Here is a 22,173-nt window from a genome sequence, read left to right on the forward strand (position 1 = left end):
GGGATTATGAAAATGGAAAAGCTACAGAGAAATATTAAACTGCTGCTAATAGCCTTCGCAACCTTAGGTCTTTTAGGCCAGTGCAAAGAGGAGTTTAGCAAGACAATACCCCCACAAAACGAAGAAGAGGACGTGGATGTGGTATATGGAGCGCGAAAGGTATTATTACTAATTGTAGACGGCGCACGCGGGCAATCAGTAAGAGATGCCAAATCCCCTACCCTAACCAAATTGCTACCGAACTCCATCCATACCTGGGTAGGATTAAGTGAGGAAAATGCGCAGGGCATTGCGGCAAACTGGACCGATATCTTTACCGGTGTAAATTATATCAAGCACGGCGTCGTAGATAACAACTTCGCTACCAATAAATTGGATATTTACCCGTCTATTTTTAGCCGGATAACAGACTTTGATCCGGAAGCCAAAATAGAGATTATTAGCCCCAATCAGCAATTTTTAGCTAATTACGGGACAGATGCTGAAGCAAAGCTTGCATCCGGTGATGATGACGTTAAAAACAAGGTAATAGCCAGCATAGGTGAGGAAGACCGCTCTTTAATTACTGCTCACTTTGAAGATGTACAGAAAGCGGGTATAAGCAGCGGATTCGACCTGTCGCACAACGCGTACAGGGAGGCCATCAACAGTTTTGATAGCAAGGTTGATGAGATCCTGAAAGCACTGGAGCAGAGAGAACATTATGCACGTGAAGACTGGTTGGTCGTTATCACCTCCAGTCAGGGTGGGCATTTTGATATCCCGGCGGGAGAAAATGACAACACCGTGTTTAGCAACCCATCGTTGAACACCTTTACGATTTTATACTCCCCGAAATACAATTCGAAATTTATCGGAAAGCCTTACATTGGGAATAAGCTTTCGGGTGAGTTTATGCGTTTTAACGACGTTAAATATGCGGAACTGCAGGCTGAAAACGACCTTTTCGATCTTGGATTAGATGATTTCACGATAGAGATTAAAATCAAGAAAAACAGGGGGGCAAATAATAACTATCGATTCAGCCATCCTTCGATAATTGGGAAAAGAGAGACTTGGCAAGGAGGCTGGGATAGAGAGCTGATGAACGGCTGGGTTATCCATCTTTCAGACAATTTTTGGGTATTCAATGCCCGTGGTCATACAGGGTATGGGGAGGTCAAAGCGGATCAGAATCAACGGCTGAATGACGCAACCTGGAACACTATTACTGTTGTCGGCCTGCACAGAGAGAACGAGCGGTTTGTACGATTATACACCAATGGTCAATTTAACCGGGAGGCAAACATTACCGGTTGGGGAAATCTAGATACCCGCTGGCCGCTACGAGTCGGCTTGTTACCTACACGTGAAAGCTGGCGTTCGGACGCGTACCTAGCCGACGTAAAGATCTGGAACACGGCGATGCCAGAGGATATGGTACAGCAGTTTAGCTGCGATATTGGAGTAGATCCAAATCATCCGTACTACGCTAATTTGGCAGGATACTGGCCGATCATGGGTGGCAGCGTGGATGGAATGCTTCTCGACGAAGGGCCATACGGTGCTAACTTGAAACTGGGTGACCCCGGCTATCCGAGTACACAGCTTAATGATTTTATCTGCGCGCCTTCAACGACCGAATTGGGCCAAATGGTACCACGGACATATGATGTGTCGGCGCAAATCATCAGTTGGTTAAAGGTGCCTCGCCAATTAAATTGGCAGATGGATGGCCGGGTATGGTTGGACAAATAATTTATAAGATGATGAAAATATTTAAAATATTCGCACTGATAGTAATAGTAGTCTACAGCTTCGTCGCCTGCCAAGAAACAAATCTCGAAGATTTTGACTTGCAGGCTGGTCAAGGTGTGCAGGTAGCGGCAAGCACCAACATTGGTACGATCGCAAAAACAAATGAAACACTCACTATTCCAGTAAACCTAAAATTGAGTGGAGGTGCTTCGAAGGCTTTCGAGGTGAGCCTGCGAATCAATCAAGATACCGTAACCAAGCAGATTCAAGAGGGCAAATTAACAAATGTCACTGCTATAGCATCAAGTTCAATATTGATTGATAATGTAGCCAAAGTGAATTATGGGTCGGACGTGGCACAGTTCGAAATAACGGTAGCTAGAACGGAAGTAGAGAAACATTTTGGAAAAAAAATAGCTATCGGATATACCATTGATAACGTTGGAAAAGAGAATAGCGTCGATCAAACTCAAAATACGGGTATAATCGTTATCAATACTTCTGAACTTTTGACCGTGGACGACATCCATTACATCTCTTTACAGACAGGTGGCAACATTATCGAAGTTAAAGACCGACAAAACTATTCGGCTAGTTCGGGAGGAATATCAATCCCATTAGTGGTTAATTTGGCAAGCTTTCCAAGCAGCGCCTTTTCGGTCGCCGTTGCCATTGATACGGATACTGTAGACGCGCTGATACTAGCAGGCACTTTACCTGCAAATACCGTAGCGTTACAGGAAGGCGAATTCACGGTCGTCGAAAAGGTCACCTTCCCGAGCAATGCTAGCGAAGCTACATTTGCACTTGACGTACCTTGGACAGTTATCAATAATAACCTGGGAAAGCAATTGGCAATTGTAGTACGTCTAGAAAGCCCGACTTTGCACATTCTCAATCCGGAAAAAAGCTATACTACTATTTTGATCGACTGTGACAATGTCCTTGAAGAAGATGTAACACATCTAGGGGTATTTTCGGTTAATAGGGACAATAACGGTGGTCCCGACGCTAACGAAGGATCGAAAAAAATGGTAGATAACAACTTCAACAATAAGTTCTTGCAAGCGAACTTTACGGGCGATTTAGTATGCACGCTCGTATTTCCCGAACCACAAAAGATAGGTGCTTACACCTTAACTTCTGCAAACGACGCTGCATCGCGGGATCCTAAGGAATGGAACCTGCAAGGGTCTAATGATGGTATTAATTGGACGACGATTGATAGCCGTTCAAATCAGGTATTTGCTACCAGATTACTGACGAGACGGTTTAACGTCGCATATCCCGTTTCTTACACGCATTACAGACTCAATATAACGGCTATTGTCGGCGGCACAAATCTATTCCAAATTTGTGAATGGCGAATGATCAAAGTTCGTTAACCTTTAACTTTAAACGTGATGATTATAATCAAAAAATATTTGTACGTGGCCCTATCCTTAATGATAGGCTTCACTTCCTGTTCGAAAGAGGAAAGCCCGATCATCGATGAAGAAGGACTCCTTCCGAAACCAACTTCTTCTTTTACTTATACTATACCCGATCCTAAAGATCCCTTTACTGTTAAATTTAACAATAGTTCTACCAATTTTGTGAATAGCAGATGGTCATTTGATGACGATAGCACTTCATCAGAGGCCTCCCCTACACACACCTTTCTCAAAACAGGAATTTTTAACGTAAAGTTAATTTCACTTAACGAAGAGGGCTATTGGGCACAACGGGAGGAAACGGTAAATATATTGCCTACAGAATTAGTAGAGCTAGTTGCAACTCCTTCTGGAGAAAATCTTCGTATGTCGTACAATACAGACATGACCATAGGAAAAACAGATTGGTTTGTGAAGCGTGGAAGCGCAAACTATGTACAGCAATCGGAGAACGCCGATATGGAGGTCAACATACAATCGGGTGAGTTTGTAAATGCTTACGTGATATTGACAACACCAAAAGGATCCAAAACGAGGCTTGATATGCTACTGATGAGATCTGGGATTGTCAAGGATCTTACAGTGTATGAAAATGAGTTTTCGGTATCGCATGAAAACGACGGAGGTAAAGAGGCAGGTGAAGGATCACTAAAGCTGATCGACAATAATATTAATAGCAAATTTTTGATTTTCAGGATAGATCAAATTGGCGGTCCCTTCCATTGGCAGTTTGAGTACTTCCAGCCACAGGTCATCAATGCATACACAATGACGACAGGGAATGATGCACTCGGACGTGATCCTAAGAATTGGGACATGCTAGCCTCGAATGATGGCACAAATTGGGTAACATTGGATAGCTACAATGACTATATCTTCCCTACAACCGGGGGACCGGATAATAATGGACGTAAGGCAACTTACACATTTACCTTTGATAATACGACGCCATATCACTACTATCGTCTTCAAGTACGGGCTGTAGGGTCGGGCACGCTATTTCAGATGGGAGAATTCAGGATGTTACAATTACCTGAGTAGGTTGATATTTAGTTTTATTTTTTTAAGCCCCCGCCTACTTAGATAAGCGGGGGCTTAAAATTTTTATTTTCTTTTCAAATGCTTTTCTAAAAACTGATCCTGCTCCCAAAGGACATGTAATATACTTTCTTTGGACTGGTAACCGTGTGACTCAAAAGGCAATAATACCATGCGGACAGGTGCTCCCAGATTCTTTAATGCCTGAAAGTAGCGCTCCGTCTGTAATGTAAACGTTCCTGGATTATTGTCTGCTGCACCGTGGATCAATAACATGGGAGTTTTCATCTTGTCGGCATGCATAAAAGGAGACATGGTATTATATACCTCAGGTACATCCCAATAATTGCGCTGTTCCCTTTGAAAGCCAAACGGTGTCAAGGTACGATTATAAGCGCCGGAACGTGCGATGCCGACAGCAAACAAATCCGAATGTGTCAACAGATTAGCCGTCATAAAAGCACCGTAGGAATGTCCGCCCACACCGACCCTCGTACGGTCAATATACCCAAGCTTATCTACTGCATCGATAGCCGCCTTTCCATTTGCGACAAGTTGTTCAATAAATGTATCGTTGGGTTCGTCCGTACCTTCTCCAATAACTGGAAAAGAAGCATCGTCTAATACCGCATAGCCTTTGGTTACCCAATACACAAATGATCCATAGTATGGAAAGGTGAAGTCATTGGGGTTTGCCGTATTCTGCCCCGCAGTACTCTTGTCTTTATACTCTGTTGGGTATGCCCAGATCAGCAGAGGCAATTTTTCCTTTTTGTTCCTATCGTATCCAGCTGGCAAATATAATGTTCCTGTTAAGTCTACGCCGTCGGCACGTTTATACGAAATTACTTCCTTGTAAACATCATCTAACCCTTTAAATGGATTTTCAAAAGTAGTTAGCACAGATGATTTACCGGATTTAATGTTTTTAAGAAAATAGTTCGGATATAATGTCGGTGACTCTACGGATACGATGATATCTCCTTTTGTTATATCAACGAGATCGATTATCGTTTCTTTTTTGCCTGGAGTAGCAGAGGTATACAATCTTTTTTTTGCGCCCGTCTTTAGATCGTATTCATCAATAAAAGGAAATTGCCCCTCTTTTGTAAAACCATTTCCTACCCAATAGGTTTTCTGTTTATGGATAAACATAACCTGTCTTCCATATTGATTTCGATGCATATGGACATTGCCCGGATCACTATATGCATCTTGAGAGTTACGATCTAAAACTAATTTTGACGAGCCTGTAGTAGGATTCAATAAGAATGTCTTTGCACTACGAGTATCGTACCAAGAGGAATGAACCAATGTATTTTCTTCGTCACCCCATAACACACCGCTGTAGCGATCGATTAATTTAGTCAAAGATGTTGGTGAACTGGAAAATGGTGCATCCCACGTAAAAAGTTCATCCCTGAATTCAACTTTCTTGGCGGCATCCCCTTCATCCAACGCCTCGACGTAATATAAACTGGATGGTTTGTCGCTTCGCCAACCCATCGATCTTTTACCTTTACGCGTAGAGGAAAATCCTTTTGGCTGAACTTCTATTAGAGGAACTTCGTTGACGACCTTGATCAGGGTTCCAGCTAGATCGTAAACCTTTGTTTCCTGTGGAAATTGATAATAGGGAACGACATAAGAGAATGGCCCCTTAATCGTAGTAAGCAATAGGTAAAGTCCGTCTGGTGAGAATGATTTCTGAACAAACATGTCGCTATCCATAAATTTAGTCTGTTGCCCGTTGAGATCTACGACATACAGTTCGGCGTTTACTAGTGTTTTAAAATTTGATTCATCCTGTGGATTCTTCAACAGATCCTGATAGGTTCGCAATTGCGAAATTTGCCCCGTACTAGTTGATACAATGGGGCCTAATGGCAAATCTTTACTGCTGTCGATCAATTGCTTGCGATCTCCGTGCAATCTCATAATCAACAATTTGGAGCTATCTTTAAACCAAGTATAGGGTGTTCCTAAATTAGCATTCAAATTGTCGGCTGTCAACCTTTTGGCTTTTGCGTTCGACAACTCAACACACCATAGCTCTACACCTTGGGCTGTAGTGTGTGTGAAAACCAACATCTTGGAATCTGGTGAGAAGCTGACATGTGCTATCTTTGCCTGCTCTGGTAGTCCTGAAACGGGTATATCAGTTTTCTCTCCTGCTTTTTTAATCCTTAAATTATTCGAATAGGTAGTGGTACTTGATATATTCGTTAGTGGATTGATTCGTAACCCTCCTAATCGCAGCTCCTCTTGATTAAGTTCGTCTAAGCTTTTATATGTAGAACGATAAACAGACACAATCCAATTTTTATCCTCACTCATGCGGATAGTTGGTGGTCGTTGGTAATCAGCTAGCGCTAATATTTCCGAAGAAGGCAGTTGATAAGTAACATTTTCTTGTGCATAAATTTTAAACACAAAGAGAAAGAACCAAAGAAAGAAGAATTTGTTCATTAGAATGGATTATTTCATGTAAATGAATGACTTAATTTTAGTATTATCAAATCATTTGGAAACTCCTATAAGTTTACTTATTATTTTGATATAACCTGCAAAAATTAACTGGTTTTTTTTGCATAAATTAGTCATTTTTTAAGTGCAGAAATCCAACTGCAAGAAGGTATTTTAAAGTTATCCACATATCTTGCACACTGTAAAACAAATCATTACACAAAAACCACCTTCACCAAGCGCATTTCTGTTGAAGTTGTAAAATTAATGTGGAAAAGTATAACTACCGCTCGCGTATAAAATATATGATATTTGTTTAACAAGAGATTTTGACAATCTCGAAAAATCATAATTCATTAAATACATGGTACCAGAGGGTTAGCTTCTTCTGTTACTTTTAAACTTAACTATAACATGGCAAGAATCATTAAATTCGAAAAAAATGACTGTGCTCCATGCGCACAAGTATCGGCTTACCTTGACAACAAAGGTATCTCTTACGAAACGGTTAATCCTTTCGATGAACCTGAATTGGCAGTTAAGTTCAAAGTAAGAACAGTACCTACCGTACTTGTACTAGAAGAAGACGAAATAAAACACCGCATCATAGGATTCAGACCAGAGGAATTAGAAGCAGCTATTGCACAATAAGAATTTCGTACTATTTAAAGCATGACTGACATGACACATTTATATTACGATAGCAGAACGGGCAATGTACAGCGCTTTATTGACAAAGTGATTCAGATTACAGGCTGGACGGCACACCGCATCCATAAGGATATGGTTGTTGACAAGCCGGGACACCTTATTACCTTTACAACGAATTTTGGCAAAGTGCCCCCGCTGACTGAAGAATTTTTACAAACACAGCACAGCAACTTTTTTTCAGTTACATCCAGCGGTAACCGCAACTGGGGAAGAAATTTTGGCGTTGCTGCAGATAAAATTGCAGAACAATATGATATTCCAATGGCTTTCAAGTTTGAGCTGTCGGGTACCATGGAGGATATTAATCAATTTATAGACATCATAAAAAATCAATACTATGATAGCAAACGAGGTAGCAAAAAACTGGATATTGCTTAATAACGAAATCATGATTAAACATGATGACGAGTTCAGCCTTCACAAAGATAAAGAGGCTGTTCGCGCCTATTTCCTAGAGTATGTTAATAAGAATACGGTATTCTTTTACAACCTAAAGGAAAAAATTGATTATCTGGTAGAAAATGATTACTACATCGATTTCTATCAATGGTTTACGTTTGAACAAATGGAAGAAGTATACAATTTTGTATATACTAAGAAATTCCGTTTTCAATCTTTTATGGCGGCTTTCAAGTTTTTCCAAAGCTACGCACTACGCGACGATTCCGGAGAGAAATTCTTAGAGCGCTATGAAGATCGTGTTGTGGCAGTATCCTTATTTTTAGCACGACAAGAAGGAGTTGAAAAAGCAATCCAATACGCCGAAATAATGATCAATCAAGAATATCAGCCTGCTACCCCGACATTCTTGAATGCTGGAAAAAAACGTTCTGGAGAACTTGTTTCATGTTTTTTGGATGAAATAGGAGACAATTTAAACGGTATCGGCTATGCAGTCGATTCAGCGATGAAATTGTCTTCAATAGGTGGAGGAGTTTCATTTAATATCTCAAAAATTCGTGCACGAGGTGAAGCAATTAAAGGTGTAGACGGTCGCGCAGGCGGTGTGTTACCCATTATGAAGATTATGGAAGATACATTTTCCTATGCCAACCAGTTAGGACAACGCCCTGGTGCTGGAGCGGTGTATTTAAATATTTTCCACTCTGATATAGAAGAATTTTTGGATTGTAAAAAAATTAATGTCGACGAGAAAGTACGTATCAAATCGTTGTCCATCGGTATTATTATCCCTGATAAATTCATGGAATTAGCCGAGAAAGACGAAGCGTGCTACTTAATCTACCCACATACCGTAATGCAAGAGTATGGCAAACCTCTTGATGAAATGGATATGGATGAGATGTACGACGAGCTGATCACCAATCCAAACGTAAAGAAGAAAAAAATCAATGCTCGTCATATGTTGGTGAAGATCGCACAAACACAAAAAGAATCGGGCTATCCCTATATTTTCTTTAAGGAAAATGCGAACCGCGCACATGCACTGAATGGAATAGGAAAAGTAAAATTTTCTAACTTATGTACAGAAATCATGCAAGTTTCAGAGGTCTCTGATATTGAAATTTATGGTAGAGAAGATACAATCCGTTATGGTATTTCATGTAACCTCGGTTCATTGAACATTGCAACGGTAATGGATAATAAGCGTATCAAAGAGACGGTAAAGACCGCAATGCGATCGTTGACCGTAGTATCTGATGTGACTAATATCGAGATGGTACCTTCCATTGCAAAAGCGAACCGCGAATTGCACTCTGTAGGCCTAGGTGCTATGAATTTACATGGATTCTTGGCAAAAAGCTTCATCATGTACGAATCGACCGAAGCTCTAGATTTTGCGAATACATTTTTCATGATGATGAACTACTATTCGCTAGAGGCATCTATGGAGATTGCAAAAGAGCGCAACAAAACATTTACGGGTTTCGAAAAATCAGGTTATGCCGATGGTTCGTATTTTGATATGTATCTGAACCGCGAATACACCCCTAAAACAGATAAGGTCAAAGAACTATTTGAAGGCGTACATATCCCAACAATAGACGACTGGGCTAACCTGAAGGGACAAGTGCAGGAACACGGAATATATCATGCTTACCGCTTAGCGATTGCCCCTAACCAATCTACATCTTACATCATGAACGCGACGGCATCGGTAATGCCTGTGGTGGATATCATCGAGGTGCGTGAGTATGGAGATAGCACAACCTATTATCCTATGCCTTATTTGACGAACGATAATTACTTCTACTTCAAATCAGCTTATGATATGGATCAATTTAAAGTATTGAAGCTGGTTTCTGTCATCCAAAGACATATCGATCAAGGTGTATCGACTATCCTTCATACGAATTCGAAAGATAGTACGCGCGACCTATCAAAATATTATATCTATGCGCACAAACTAGGCTTAAAATCCTTGTATTATACTCGTACACGCAAGTCAAGCATTGACGAATGTGTATCGTGTTCAGCATAAAAGTATATTAACTACTACATAAAACACAGGAGCTGAAATAGAACGGTTTATTATCGATCTATTTCAGCTTCTTTAACAAATAGAATACGTAATGAGTAAACAATTCACAGCGGTAAACTGGAATACCCCGGACAACGATTATGCACTAATGTTTTGGGAACAAAATATCAGACAATTCTGGATCGATACAGAATATATTCCTTCAAAAGACATCGACAGCTGGAAAGGCTTGAGTTGGGACATGAAAGAATGCTATAAAAAAGCTTTGGGAGGCTTAACCTTATTGGATACGTTGCAAAGTCATACGGGTATGCCTAAAATTATCGATCATATCGATTCATTGCAAAATAAAGCTGTACTATCTTATATGTGTATGATGGAAGCTATACACGCCAAATCGTACTCCACTATTTTCACCACCGTATCGACAACCAACGAGATCAACGATGTCTTTGGTTGGGTGTCGGACAATAAATTCCTACAATATAAAGCCGGAACTATCGATAAGTATTACCGCGCCATTGACAAAGAAAATGTATCTGATGAAGAACTATTCATGGCATTGGCCGCCTCAGTATTATTGGAATCATTCTTATTCTATTCTGGTTTCTTCCTTCCATTGTGGTTATGTGGGCAAGGACAGATGGTGGCCTCCGCAGATATTATCAAAAAGATCGTTGCGGATGAATCTATACACGGTGTATTTGTAGGTTTGATTGCTCAAGAAGTATATGCAAAGCTTTCCAATAAAGAACAAGTCAAAGAGAAATTCCTAACGCTGCTAAATGACTTATACGAAAATGAAATCAAATATACCGAAGAGTTGTATACTGTTGTAGGTCTTACTGCGGAAGTAAAGGAATATGTGCGTTACAACGGGAATAAGGCCTTGATGAATTTAGGATTTGATCCGATTTTTGAAGTAAAACAGGTAAACCCAATCGTATTGAATGGATTGAATACCGAAACGACTCAACACGATTTCTTCTCTAAGAAATCAACAAACTACGAAAAATCGATGGAGATTGTCCATTTAATGGATGATGATTTTAAAATGGATGCTACCGTAGAGGTATAAGAAATGAAAAAAGGGAATTACACTAAATTCCCTTTTTTCATTTCTTGCACCATATAATCCACAGATCTGGCGGAAAAAGCCATGTACGTTAACGATGGGTTTTGGGTGGAGGTAGAAGTCATCGCTGCACCATCAGTGACAAATACATTGGGTACGGCATGCAACTGATTCCATTTGTTCAGCATCGAAGTTTTTGGATCTAGCCCCATACGTACACCTCCCATCTCGTGAATATCTAAACCTGGAGCCTGCGAACTCTCATTCCGTTGAATATTTGTAAACCCTGCTGCGACAAACATTTCTTCCATCGTATCCAGATAATCCTTCTTCATCTTCGCATCATTGTCATCATAATCAACAGCGATTCTTAGTTGAGGTATACCCCAATCATCTTTTTTATCCACATCTAGTGCAACATAATTTGATTCTTTTGGAATGGTCTCCCCCATCATATGGGATCCCACGCCCCAATTACCCCATGTTGGATTAAGTAACGATTCCTTTAAGTTAAGTCCTAAACCGGATTGATCGGAATTTGACATTCGCCAAGCACTAAAACCTGCAGCATAGCCTCTCAAAAAGTCCGTTTCTTGTCGATGAAGATTTCTAAAACGAGGGATATAACCGCCCCCAGCAGGACTGCGCCCATCCGTTTTATACTCCAATAAACCTTCATATTCGCCATATATACGTGCACTATAATTATGAAAGCCGATATATTTCCCCAGTGTTCCGCTGTCGTTACCCAAACCTTCGGGAAACCGTCGGGATTTGGAATTAAGCAAGATCAGGTTGGTATTCAATGCTGCTGCATTTACAAAGATCACTTTTGCATAAAAATCTATTTCTTCCTTTGTATTGCTATCAATCACCTTGACGCCTATCGCTTTTCCTTTATCATCATCGTACAGAATGGAATCTACCACGGAATCTGGACGCAATGTTAAATTGCCAGTCTTCGCAGCCCATGGCAGAGTCGATGAATTAGAGCTAAAATACCCGCCGAAAGGACAACCACGTTGGCATAAGGTACGGTTCTGACATTGTACGCGTCCTTGGTCCAAATGAATCTGATTCGGCTTTGATAAATGTGCGCAACGCGCTGAAATAACTTTCCTTCCCGGATAAGCCGATTCTATCTTCTGCTTAAAATATTTCTCGACTACATTCAAGGGGTATCCTGGCAAGAATTCGCCATCGGGTAATTCGGGTAAACCATCCTTGTCTCCGGCTATACCTGCAAAACGTTCGACATGATCATACCAAGGCTTTAAATCTGCATATCTTATCGGCCAATCCACTGCGAAACCATCACGCGCCGGACCATCGAAATCAAAGTCAGACCAACGCTGTGTCTGTCGAGCCCATAATAAGGACTTTCCTCCTACTTGATAGCCTCTGATCCAATCGAATGGCTTTTCCTGTACATACGGATGCTCTTTATCCTTCACAAAAAAATGTGCTGCATCCTCATGAAATGCATAACACCTATTCACAATAGGATTCTCCTTTTTTATTGTATAAGGTAGTTCATTACGGTGTTCGAATTCCCAGGGATACATATTCGTTGTCGGATAGTCTTTGACATGCTGCACATCTCGTCCTCTTTCCAAAACCAACGTTTTTAATCCCTTCTCGCATAATTCTTTGGCAGACCACCCACCACTGATGCCCGATCCAATCACAATCGCATCATACTTCCTATTTTTTATAGTGTCAATATTCAAATTTGCCATCGAAAATTATACTTCAATTTTTACTGCTCCGTTATATCTTCCCGGAATCAATTCATAAACTAATTTATTTTTCATCACATATTCGGAATTCATATAACCTTGAATCGTACGACGCTTCAGGAGGTGAAAAAATACATCATCCTTTGGCACCCCCTCAAAGTAAGCCAAAATTTCATCCGTAGATCTACCGTCTAATTTCTTAGCGGATTTTAACCCGGCTATAAATTGTTCCTGCTCTTCCGGACTAGAACAATCATCAACCATCTTCATGACAAAAAGATGCAAGTTGAGTTCTTTAGCTCCCGGACTGTCCGACGACGGTATAATTGCTTCTACAAGCTGCGCTAAAAGGGCTTCATCTTTGGCTGTTAATTTTATCGTGTTAAGTTGGATAGAACTACCGCCGGTATCTGTTGAACAAGATGACGCGATTACCATACCTCCGGCGACAAAAAATAGTTGTCTTATTGCTGTTCTTCTATTCATAGAATTTTATAATACGGAAAACTAAAAATACAATAAAGTTATTAAATTAATCTGCTAAATCGTTGAACGATTCCAAAAAGACATCTACACCTATAAATGTACATCATACATTTGCAAACAATAATCCCTTGACTTCCTGCAAATTACCCAAGATATAATCTGCTTTAGATAATTTTTCGATTTCCGATCCATATTTCGTCACCGCTATACAAGTTAACCCGGCTCCCTTTGCTGCAGCACATCCTGTCGATGTATCTTCTATTGCAACAATATTTCCCCGGGGAAGACTTAAAATCTCCGTAGCCAACAGATATGGCTCTGGATTTGGTTTTGCATGTACAACCCTTTCTCTTGTGATAAAAAACTCGAAATACTCCAACAAATCATGATGGCCCAAAACAGTATCTACCGTCGTTTTATAGCTCGAAGTAACTAATGCCAATCTTATATTTTCGGTTGCTAATTTTTCTAAAATTTCATGAGCGTACGGCATAAGTCGAATAGTAGTCATATCCGATTTAGCATAATTAGTACGGGTTTCTTTCCACATAAACTCTTCTGTCGTTGCTATCCCATAGCTTTCCATCAGCATGCCGACATTACGCGCCAAAGTATGTCCGGCAAAATACCGTATCCAATCTTCAAAGGTAATTTGGAGACCAAATTCTTTCGCCAATATTGGAGACCAATTACTATAATAAAAATACTCAGAATCAATTAATGTTCCATCTAAATCAAATAATACGGCGTCTAATTGTGCTATCATATAATTTCTCTTTTTCTTCGCAAAATAGGAATTATATACTAACGATTTTGCACTAGCAGCATTACTTTTATTTTATCTATTTTTGTTTATACAAGACATGCAGCGCATTCATGTATATATATTAGAACGAATAATAAAAAAATAAGCAGATGAAAGTAATAGCCGTAGGCCGAAATTATATAGATCACGCAAAAGAATTAAATAATCCAGTTCCCGAAAAACCCGTAATTTTCATGAAACCGGACACCGCTATCTTGAAGGACAATAAAGATTTTTATTATCCAGAATTTTCGAAGGATATACACTATGAAGTTGAGGTGGTGCTTCGGATATGTAATGAAGGAAAGCATGTATCCCCAAAATTTGCTTATAAATATTATGATGCACTAGGTTTAGGAATCGACTTTACAGCTCGGGATATCCAATCTATACATAAAGAAAAAGGATTACCTTGGGAACTCGCAAAGGCTTTCGATCATTCGGCTGTCATAAGCAATTTGATCCCAAAGGAGGAATTTGAAAATGTAAACGACCTGACCTTTTCGCTGTCAAAAAATGGTGTAACTGTTCAAGAGGGTAATACGCAAGAAGTTATGTTTGATTTTGACAGCCTTATCGTCTTTATCTCGAAATACATCACGTTGCGTAAAGGTGATTTAATTTACACGGGTACACCCGCCGGAGTAGGTCCGGTACAAATTGGAGACAAACTGGAAGGGTTTTTGGAAGGTAAGTCCATGTTCACCTGCAATATAAAATAGTTATGCATAAACTTAAATTGGCTATTGGCTGTGGCATGCTTTATTTTTCTGCAATCGCCCAGAATAACGACATAATCACCTCACGGAACTATCCTCAAGGATATTTTCGTAATCCATTGAATATTACTCCGGACGCTTCGGGGACATTTGGAGAATTGCGTTCGACACACTTTCATGCAGGTGATGACTACCGCACGCAGCAGAAAATCGGTCTTCCATTACATGCGGCAGCAGAAGGTTATGTCTCGCGTGTCCGCGTGCAAATCGGAGGTGGGGGTAATTCGGTTTACATCGATCATCCCAATGGGTATACTTCTGTTTATCTTCACATGGACAGTTTTAACGATGTGCTCACAAACATCGTCCGTGCAGAACAATATAAGCAAAGGCGATTTGATGTAGACATCATACTTGAACCCGGCCAGGTAAACCTGACGAAAGGGCAACGGATTGGAAATGCCGGAAATACCGGCGGTTCTGCTGGTCCGCATCTGCATTTCGAAATTCGAGATACTAAAAGTCAGCACCCTTTAAACCCTCAATTATTCGGATTACATTTCAATGATCATTTTAATCCTACAATTCATGGCGTTACAATTTACGATCTTAATGAGGAAATTTTCAATGAGCATACGCCTAGACGACATCAACAGGTAAAAGCGACCAATTCAAGTCGATATACATTAGCTTCGCCTTCAGTAATCCCAATAAATGGTAAATTCGGTTTAGGAATCAACACCATTGACAGACATCGCGCCGGTGGATTTCAAAATGGAGTATATTCGATTGAGCTATTTATCGATGCAAAACCTATTTCAACAGTCCTCTTTGAAGAATTGGATTTCAATACTTCAAGGGGCATTCATTCTTATATCGATTATCCATATTGGAAAACGACAAAGGCTAAAGTGCAGAAAAGCTTTAAAGATCCTGGTAACCCCATTGACATTTTTAAGCTATTAAAAAATAGGGGAATTATCGAGCTAGAAGATGATCTCGTCCATGACGTTAAATACGTAGTGAAAGATGTACATGGGAACTGCAGCGAATTAAATTTTAAAGTACAAAATAAAGCGACTTACAATCCAAAGGTGAGTGCACCGTCAAGCATCCAAAGATTTGCCTATAATGAAGACAACAAATTCGAGGCACCCAATATTAAAATAGACATGCCTATAGGTGTATTGTACGACCATCTCGACTTTCAATACAGTGAAGGGCTTCAGGTGGCTACCGGATATTCTTTATTACAAAAAGTACACAACAGCTTCATTCCACTATTTACTACGTATAAATTAAGTATTAAGCCAACTAACCTCCCCCCACATTTACAAAACAAAGCCTTAATTGCTTCTGTTGAGTCTGGTTCTGAGGGAGGCAAATTTGAAAATGGTTGGGTAACTGTAAATACACGTAATTTTGGAAATTTTTATGTCGCTGTAGACACGATTGCTCCTTCAATTACACCTCGTAACCTCAGTAATGGCAAAAATGTATCCGCCCAAACTAAGATAGACTTTACGATATCTGATAATTTCTCTGGAATCCAATCTTTTGACGGTTATATTAATGGGGAATGGATATTAATGGAATACGATTCCAAAAACAGACATCTTTGGCATCGCTTTGATTCTTCGCTACCCAAAGGAACCCATACATTTAAACTTGTTGTAACAGACTGGAAAGACAATGAAAAAGTTTATGAAGCAAAATTCACGAAATAACATAAAGATTATGGATCAAAGACTATCCTTATTCTTTATTATTTTATCTTTAAACAATAAACGACATGGCAGCACTACAAATAGGAGATAAAGCTCCTGAGATCACCGCGAAAAATCAAAAAGGTGAAACGGTACAACTTTCAGAGTTCAAAGGCAAGAAAGTTATTTTATATTTTTACCCGAAAGATAATACACCGGGATGTACGACCGAAGCATGCAATTACCGCGACAATTACCAAAGCTTGGTTAACGATGGGATTGAAGTAATCGGTGTCAGCATTGACAGCGAACAATCACATCAAAAATTCATCGCTAAATTTGATTTACCTTTTACGCTATTAGCTGATGAAGATCAAAAAATTGTTAACGATTATGGTGTTTGGGTTGAAAAAAACATGTACGGTAAAAAATATATGGGAACAGCCCGTACAACTTTTATCATTGACGAAAACGGAATTATCCAGCACATTATCAAAAAAGTAGACAATAAAAATGCGACACAGCAGGTTCGGGATTTGTTATCCCATCCTTAATCTTTGTTCTTTTATCTTTGTTCTTTTAGTTATATTTGCCACTTATGAGCAAGCAAACAGACGACTTTTTCAAAAATATTATTTCTCACGCTAAGGAATACGGATTCGTATTTCCTTCAAGTGAAATTTATGACGGTCTAAGTGCCGTTTATGATTATGGTCAATTAGGTTCGGAATTGAAAAATAACCTAAAGACGTATTGGTGGAAATCCATGGTGCAATTGAATGAAAACATTGTAGGTATTGACGCGGCAATTTTCATGCACCCTACCACTTGGAAAGCTTCCGGCCACGTGGATGGATTCAATGATCCAATGATCGATAATAAAGATTCTAAAAAACGTTACCGCGCCGATCAGCTGATCGAAGATAAAATCGATCGGTATGAAAAAGACGGCAAAACAGATAAAGCAGCACAATTGCAAAAAGATCTAGATGACGCATTGAATGCAGATGACCTCGTCCGCCTGAAAGCTATTATCGAAGAGCACAATATCGTTTGCCCTATTTCAGGAACTAAAAACTGGACTGATGTTCGTCAATTCAATTTAATGTTTGCTACGCAGATGGGGGCCATGGCTGATGGTGCAGAACAAGTATATCTTCGCCCGGAAACTGCTCAAGGTATTTTTGTAAACTTTCTGAATGTACAAAAGACCGGAAGAATGAAAATTCCCTTTGGTATCGCACAGATTGGTAAAGCTTTCCGAAATGAAGTAATTGCCCGACAATTTATCATGCGGATGCGCGAATTCGAACAAATGGAAATGCAATTTTTTGTACGCCCGGGTTCAGAATTGGAATGGTATGAGAAATGGAAAGACGCACGCTTAAAATGGCATTTGGCGTTAGGTTCTAATCCAACCAAATACCGTTACCACGATCATGTAAAACTTGCGCACTATGCGAATGCTGCCGTGGATATAGAATACGAGTTCCCATTTGGATTCAAAGAGGTGGAAGGTATTCACTCCCGTACTGATTTCGATTTGAAACAACATCAGGAGTTCTCAAAGAAAAAAATGCAGTACTTCGACCCAGAGATTAACCAAAATTACATTCCATATGTAATTGAAACTTCGATCGGTCTGGATCGTCTTTTCCTAACCGTATTGGCAAATTCTTTGGTACAAGAGGACCTTTCTACCGAAGAAAAAACAGATTCCCGTACGGTATTGAAATTCCATCCTGCTATTGCTCCGGTAAAAGCGGCTATCTTACCTTTGACCAAAAAAGATGGATTGCCAGAAAAAGCCCGCGAGATCATGGCTAAATTGAAACTAGATTTCAATATTCAATACGATGAGAAAGATGCAATAGGTAAGCGTTACCGTCGCCAAGATGCAATTGGTACGCCTTACTGTATTACGGTAGATCACCAAACACTGGAGGACAACACGGTTACTATTCGTCACCGCGACAGCATGCAACAAGAGCGCGTGAATGCAGACGAATTAGAAAAAATAATAAGAGATCTGGTTAGTTGGACCAGTTTGCTGAAACAACTGATCTAATACAGATCTATTTATACAAAAAAGGTAGTATCATTGTCAACGATGCTACCTTTTTTCGTATTTCTAACATTATAAAATGTTCCTTAAAAGATCTATATAGAACCTTACCCCCTCTTCAATCTCATCGAGATATATAAACTCATCGGCTGTATGCGAACGCGCCGAATCTCCCGGACCTACTTTTAACGATGGTATAGTCAACAAGGCCTGATCACTCATTGTGGGACTACCATAAGTCTCTTTACCTAATTTTATACCCGAAAGGACGATAGGATGTTGCGAATCTATCGTTGAAGGGTTTAGCCGTGTAGAACGTGCTGTTACTGTCGATTGCACCTGTGATTGAATAATGTTTAAGACTTCCTCATTGGAATATACGTCCGTTGTGCGCACATCCACCACAAACGAGCAAGAAGCAGGCACAACATTATGCTGTGAACCGGCGTTGATCATCGTTACAGACATTTTTATCGGGCCTAAATACGATGATGTCTTTTCAAATTGATAGTTTTTAAACCAATGAATATCTTCTAGGGCATTATATATTGCATTCACGCCTTCCTCACGGGCAGCATGTCCGGATTCGCCATGAGCAACACAATCCAACACCATCAATCCCTTTTCAGCCACTGCTAAATCCAAAAGTGTAGGCTCGCCAACTATCGCAAATGCACAGGGAGAAACATGTTTATAAGCTTCTTCAATACCGTTTTTTCCAGACACCTCTTCCTCAGCTGAAGCAATTAAACAAATATTATATTTTAGGTCACTTTGGGAATAATAATATAAAAATGTAGCAATCAAGGATACCAAACACCCTCCGGCATCGTTACTTCCCAGTCCATACAATTTACCTGTTTCTATCGACGCTTCGAAAGGATTTTTGGTGTAACCCGGATTAGGTTTGACCGTGTCGTGGTGCGAATTTAACAACAACGTGGATTTGTCTTTATCAAAATATTGATTGTAAGCGATTACATTATTGCCCACGCGATTTATTTTTACACCTCGGTTGGTTAAATATTGTCCAATCAAAGATGCGACTCCCTCTTCATCTCTACTAAATGAGGGTATCGCGATCAGCTGTCTAAGCAAATTAATGCTATCTTCAGTTAATTGGGCAATACTAGTCATTATATAAACCTCCCGCTTGTTTGGCGGAGAATTTGATTCCTTTTATAAAAGCAGAACTAAATCCGTTGTGCTCCATCTCATTCAAGCCGGCAATGGTACATCCTTTCGGTGATGTGACCTTATCGATTTCGCTTTCTGGATGGCTATTCGTTTGCAACAACAAATCTGCGGCCCCTTTAGCAGTTTGTATAGCCATTTTCAACGCATCGTGTGCATGGAAGCCTATTTCCACCCCCCCTTGCGACGCCGCACGAATACTACGCAGGAAGAATGCTATACCGCATGCACATAGAGCGGTAGCAGATGTCATCAAATCCTCGTTGATCACAACTACTGAACCTACTGTTTCAAACAGTCTTTCTACCACGGCAACTTCCTCTGAAGTGGCAGTATCTGTTGCGATACATGTCATTGACTGACCGATAGCTATCGCAGTATTGGGCATCGCACGTACCACTACTGTATCTAGTCCTAACACCTCTTTGATATGAGCGCAAGAAACCCCTGACGCAACAGAAACTACAATTTGGTTGGGTGATAATGCGGAATGGATTTCTTCCATTACCTTGCGAATCTGCTGCGGTAAAATGGCTAAGACAATCACTTCAGCTCCTTGAATGGCTTCTTGATTATTTGCGCTTACATCAAACCCCAATTCTTTCTCTTCTTGAAGAGACTGCAGGGTACGCCTTGTCAGCGTAATATTATTTGCTTGATATTCATTAGATTTTACTAACCCTTTGGCTAGTGCTAATCCGATATTACCCGATCCAATTATGGTTACTTTTCGCATACAGTTTAGTTTGATTATTTTATTGCTAAGCAGGTACCAAATTTACCTTGCTGAAATAAGTGTAAATTTAAAGCGTGACCAATGTAAACATTTTTAACGCCTTTGCTAATCGCATTAAATGCATTATCCAATTTTGGTATCATCCCCTCACTAATGACGCCCTGGGATTTCAACTTTTTAAAACTTTCGAAGTTGATACTTTCAATGACAGAATCTTCATTACTAATATCGCTTAGTACACCATTCTTTTCAAAACAATAAATCAATGAAGTTTCATACAACTCCGAAAGGGCCAACGCTAGAGATGAGGCTATCGTATCTGCATTTGTATTGAGTAGTTGTCCATTTCCATTGTGTGTAATAGCCGAAAATACTGGAGTGAAACCTGCATCTAAGAATTTCTTTATGGACAATGTATTTACCGAATCTGCTAAAATATCTCCGGCAAAGCCATAATCGATATCCTTTACAGGACGTTTAATCGCTTTAATTACATTTGCATCTGCACCACTTAATCCCAAGGCGTCACAACCGTACTTTTGCAACGTTGCGACAATATTCTTGCTTGTAAGCCCCGCGTATACCATTGTCACTACATTCAACATCTTTTCGTCAGTGATACGGCGACCGTCGACCATCTTTGCTTCAAGTCCCAAGTCAGAAGCTAAGCGTGTAGCGATTTTGCCACCTCCATGTACCAATATTTTTTTTCCAGGAATAGCTGCAAATTTCTCGAGAAAAATCGCTAATTGATCACTATCATCAATTATATTTCCACCAATCTTTATTATATGTAGTGTGCTATTTGACATCTATAATCTTAATAGTTTATTATTTTAAATTTTCCAGTATACGCTTCAAAACCACCTGTGCTGCCCACACCCGATTACTTGCCTCTTTAATAACCAAAGAATTAGGGCCATCCAATATTTCAGAAGAGAGTTCCAGATCGCGTCTTACCGGGAGACAATGCATTATTTTAGCATCATTCGTTAATGCTAACTTCGCGTTGTCCATCATCCAGTTTTCATCCACTGGATAAACTTCACCATATTCTTTATAAGAAGACCAATTCTTTACGTATACAAAATCCGCATCAGCCAATGCTTCTTTCAGATTCGGTATAATAGTGGCTCCTTCGGTAAAATCTTCATTTAACTCATAACCTGCCGGATGGGCTATCGTGAATTCTAGCAGATTTTCCGCTTGTGCCTTACACATCCACTCCGCAAAAGAGTTCGGAACCGCTTGTGGCAACGCTTTCACATGTGGCGCCCAAGCTAACACTACTTTTGGTTTGATTGTCTTTTTGTATTCAGTAATCGTAATAAGATCTGTCAAGCTCTGTAATGGATGCCGTGTAGCACTCTCTAAAGAAACTACCGGAACTCCGCAAAATTCAATAAATTTATTGAAGAGATCCTCATTATAGTCTGCTTCCTTGTCTTTTAAAGAAGGAAAAGAACGTAAACCCAAAATATCGCAATATTCACCCATCACAGCAGCGGCTTCACGGATATGCTCCACCGTCGTACCATTCATTACGACCCCATCTTGCGTTTCCAAAGCCCAACCATCTTTATCCATGTTCATGACCATTACGGTCATGCCTAAATTCGTAGCGGCTTTCTGTGTGCTAATACGTGTACGCAAACTTGGATTTAAGAATACCAATCCTAAGGTTTTATATTTGCCTAATGTTTCATTTACATGCGGATTGGCCTTTAGTTCAAGAGCCTCTTTTACAATACTGTCCAAATTATCAACATCAGCTACTGAAAAAAAATTCTTCATATTTAAAATGTATCATCGATGAGCAT

Annotated in this window: 19 protein-coding genes; 11 read left to right on the plus strand and 8 right to left on the minus strand. The window is 39.9% G+C overall.

What is annotated here, in order from left to right; all coding sequences use genetic code 11:
* The first annotated feature begins 12 nt into the window (after window positions 1-12).
* Genes FAZ15_RS04780 through FAZ15_RS04790 form a run of 3 tightly spaced genes read left to right on the plus strand, consistent with a single transcriptional unit; the run spans window position 13 to window position 4,211 of the window.
* Entirely contained in the window at window positions 13-1,737 is a 1,725-nt protein-coding gene (locus FAZ15_RS04780; protein ID WP_162304878.1) for a LamG-like jellyroll fold domain-containing protein, read from the plus strand.
* An 8-nt stretch (window positions 1,738-1,745) separates the two neighbouring features.
* Window positions 1,746-3,122 (plus strand): discoidin domain-containing protein, encoded by a 1,377-nt coding sequence (locus tag FAZ15_RS04785; RefSeq protein ID WP_136900193.1) that lies wholly within the window; start codon window positions 1,746-1,748, stop codon window positions 3,120-3,122.
* 18 nt (window positions 3,123-3,140) lie between these two features.
* Window positions 3,141-4,211, plus strand: coding sequence for a PKD domain-containing protein (locus tag FAZ15_RS04790; protein ID WP_136900194.1), 1,071 nt, complete (start codon window positions 3,141-3,143; stop codon window positions 4,209-4,211).
* 63 nt (window positions 4,212-4,274) lie between these two features.
* Here FAZ15_RS04790 and FAZ15_RS04795 read toward each other — a convergent pair whose 3' ends face one another.
* Entirely contained in the window at window positions 4,275-6,677 is a 2,403-nt protein-coding gene (locus FAZ15_RS04795; RefSeq protein WP_136900195.1) for a S9 family peptidase, read from the minus strand.
* A 411-nt stretch (window positions 6,678-7,088) separates the two neighbouring features.
* Between FAZ15_RS04795 and FAZ15_RS04800 the strand changes: the two genes are divergently transcribed.
* From FAZ15_RS04800 to nrdF, 4 genes are all read left to right on the plus strand, one after another.
* Window positions 7,089-7,325, plus strand: coding sequence for a glutaredoxin family protein (locus FAZ15_RS04800; protein WP_136900196.1), 237 nt, complete (start codon window positions 7,089-7,091; stop codon window positions 7,323-7,325).
* Window positions 7,326-7,355: 30 nt separating this feature from the next.
* Complete coding sequence (nrdI, locus tag FAZ15_RS04805) at window positions 7,356-7,763, plus strand: class Ib ribonucleoside-diphosphate reductase assembly flavoprotein NrdI (protein WP_136900197.1); 408 nt, start codon at window positions 7,356-7,358, stop codon at window positions 7,761-7,763.
* The gene (gene nrdE, locus FAZ15_RS04810; protein WP_136900198.1) at window positions 7,723-9,828 is read left to right on the plus strand and encodes a class 1b ribonucleoside-diphosphate reductase subunit alpha; all 2,106 of its coding nucleotides are present in this window, start codon (window positions 7,723-7,725) and stop codon (window positions 9,826-9,828) included. The genes nrdI and nrdE overlap by 41 nt, the downstream gene beginning before the upstream one ends.
* Before the next feature lie 91 nt (window positions 9,829-9,919).
* On the plus strand, window positions 9,920-10,906 hold the full coding sequence (nrdF, locus tag FAZ15_RS04815; RefSeq protein WP_136900199.1) for a class 1b ribonucleoside-diphosphate reductase subunit beta: 987 nt from the start codon (window positions 9,920-9,922) through the stop codon (window positions 10,904-10,906).
* Window positions 10,907-10,923: 17 nt separating this feature from the next.
* Here nrdF and FAZ15_RS04820 read toward each other — a convergent pair whose 3' ends face one another.
* The 3 genes from FAZ15_RS04820 to FAZ15_RS04830 form a co-directional block, all read right to left on the minus strand.
* Window positions 10,924-12,642, minus strand: a complete 1,719-nt coding sequence (locus tag FAZ15_RS04820) for a GMC oxidoreductase (protein ID WP_136900200.1) — start codon at window positions 12,640-12,642, stop codon at window positions 10,924-10,926.
* A 6-nt stretch (window positions 12,643-12,648) separates the two neighbouring features.
* Window positions 12,649-13,128, minus strand: coding sequence for a gluconate 2-dehydrogenase subunit 3 family protein (locus FAZ15_RS04825; RefSeq protein ID WP_136900201.1), 480 nt, complete (start codon window positions 13,126-13,128; stop codon window positions 12,649-12,651).
* 103 nt (window positions 13,129-13,231) lie between these two features.
* On the minus strand, window positions 13,232-13,894 hold the full coding sequence (locus FAZ15_RS04830; protein WP_136900202.1) for an HAD family hydrolase: 663 nt from the start codon (window positions 13,892-13,894) through the stop codon (window positions 13,232-13,234).
* Window positions 13,895-14,043: 149 nt separating this feature from the next.
* Here FAZ15_RS04830 and FAZ15_RS04835 point away from each other — a divergent pair, with 149 nt between their 5' ends.
* From FAZ15_RS04835 to FAZ15_RS04850, 4 genes are all read left to right on the plus strand, one after another.
* Window positions 14,044-14,655 carry a fumarylacetoacetate hydrolase family protein gene (locus FAZ15_RS04835; RefSeq protein WP_136900203.1) on the plus strand — a complete coding sequence of 204 codons (612 nt, stop codon included), beginning with the start codon at window positions 14,044-14,046 and terminating at the stop codon, window positions 14,653-14,655.
* Window positions 14,656-14,657: 2 nt separating this feature from the next.
* Window positions 14,658-16,379, plus strand: coding sequence for a M23 family metallopeptidase (locus tag FAZ15_RS04840; protein WP_136900204.1), 1,722 nt, complete (start codon window positions 14,658-14,660; stop codon window positions 16,377-16,379).
* Window positions 16,380-16,444: 65 nt separating this feature from the next.
* Window positions 16,445-16,912, plus strand: a complete 468-nt coding sequence (gene bcp, locus FAZ15_RS04845) for a thioredoxin-dependent thiol peroxidase (protein ID WP_136900205.1) — start codon at window positions 16,445-16,447, stop codon at window positions 16,910-16,912.
* Window positions 16,913-16,956: 44 nt separating this feature from the next.
* The gene (locus FAZ15_RS04850; protein WP_136900206.1) at window positions 16,957-18,426 is read left to right on the plus strand and encodes a glycine--tRNA ligase; all 1,470 of its coding nucleotides are present in this window, start codon (window positions 16,957-16,959) and stop codon (window positions 18,424-18,426) included.
* Between the two features lie 69 nt (window positions 18,427-18,495).
* On the opposite strand, the gene FAZ15_RS04855 is transcribed toward FAZ15_RS04850, so the two are convergent.
* From FAZ15_RS04855 to FAZ15_RS04870, 4 genes are read right to left on the minus strand one after another with little or no spacing between them, the layout of a single operon-like run.
* Window positions 18,496-19,560, minus strand: coding sequence for a M20 family metallo-hydrolase (locus FAZ15_RS04855; protein ID WP_136900207.1), 1,065 nt, complete (start codon window positions 19,558-19,560; stop codon window positions 18,496-18,498).
* Window positions 19,553-20,353 carry a pyrroline-5-carboxylate reductase gene (proC, locus tag FAZ15_RS04860; protein ID WP_136900208.1) on the minus strand — a complete coding sequence of 267 codons (801 nt, stop codon included), beginning with the start codon at window positions 20,351-20,353 and terminating at the stop codon, window positions 19,553-19,555. Before proC ends, FAZ15_RS04855 begins: the two co-directional genes overlap by 8 nt.
* 14 nt (window positions 20,354-20,367) lie before the next feature.
* Window positions 20,368-21,165, minus strand: a complete 798-nt coding sequence (argB, locus tag FAZ15_RS04865; protein ID WP_136900209.1) for an acetylglutamate kinase — start codon at window positions 21,163-21,165, stop codon at window positions 20,368-20,370.
* Between the two features lie 19 nt (window positions 21,166-21,184).
* Window positions 21,185-22,147: a Rossmann-fold NAD(P)-binding domain-containing protein gene (locus tag FAZ15_RS04870; RefSeq protein ID WP_136900210.1), complete on the minus strand. Its 963-nt coding sequence runs from the start codon at window positions 22,145-22,147 to the stop codon at window positions 21,185-21,187.
* Window positions 22,148-22,173 lie beyond the last annotated feature (26 nt).

It is taken from the genome of Sphingobacterium olei (genome assembly GCF_005048855.1).
In the GTDB taxonomy this organism is placed as follows: domain Bacteria; phylum Bacteroidota; class Bacteroidia; order Sphingobacteriales; family Sphingobacteriaceae; genus Sphingobacterium; species Sphingobacterium olei.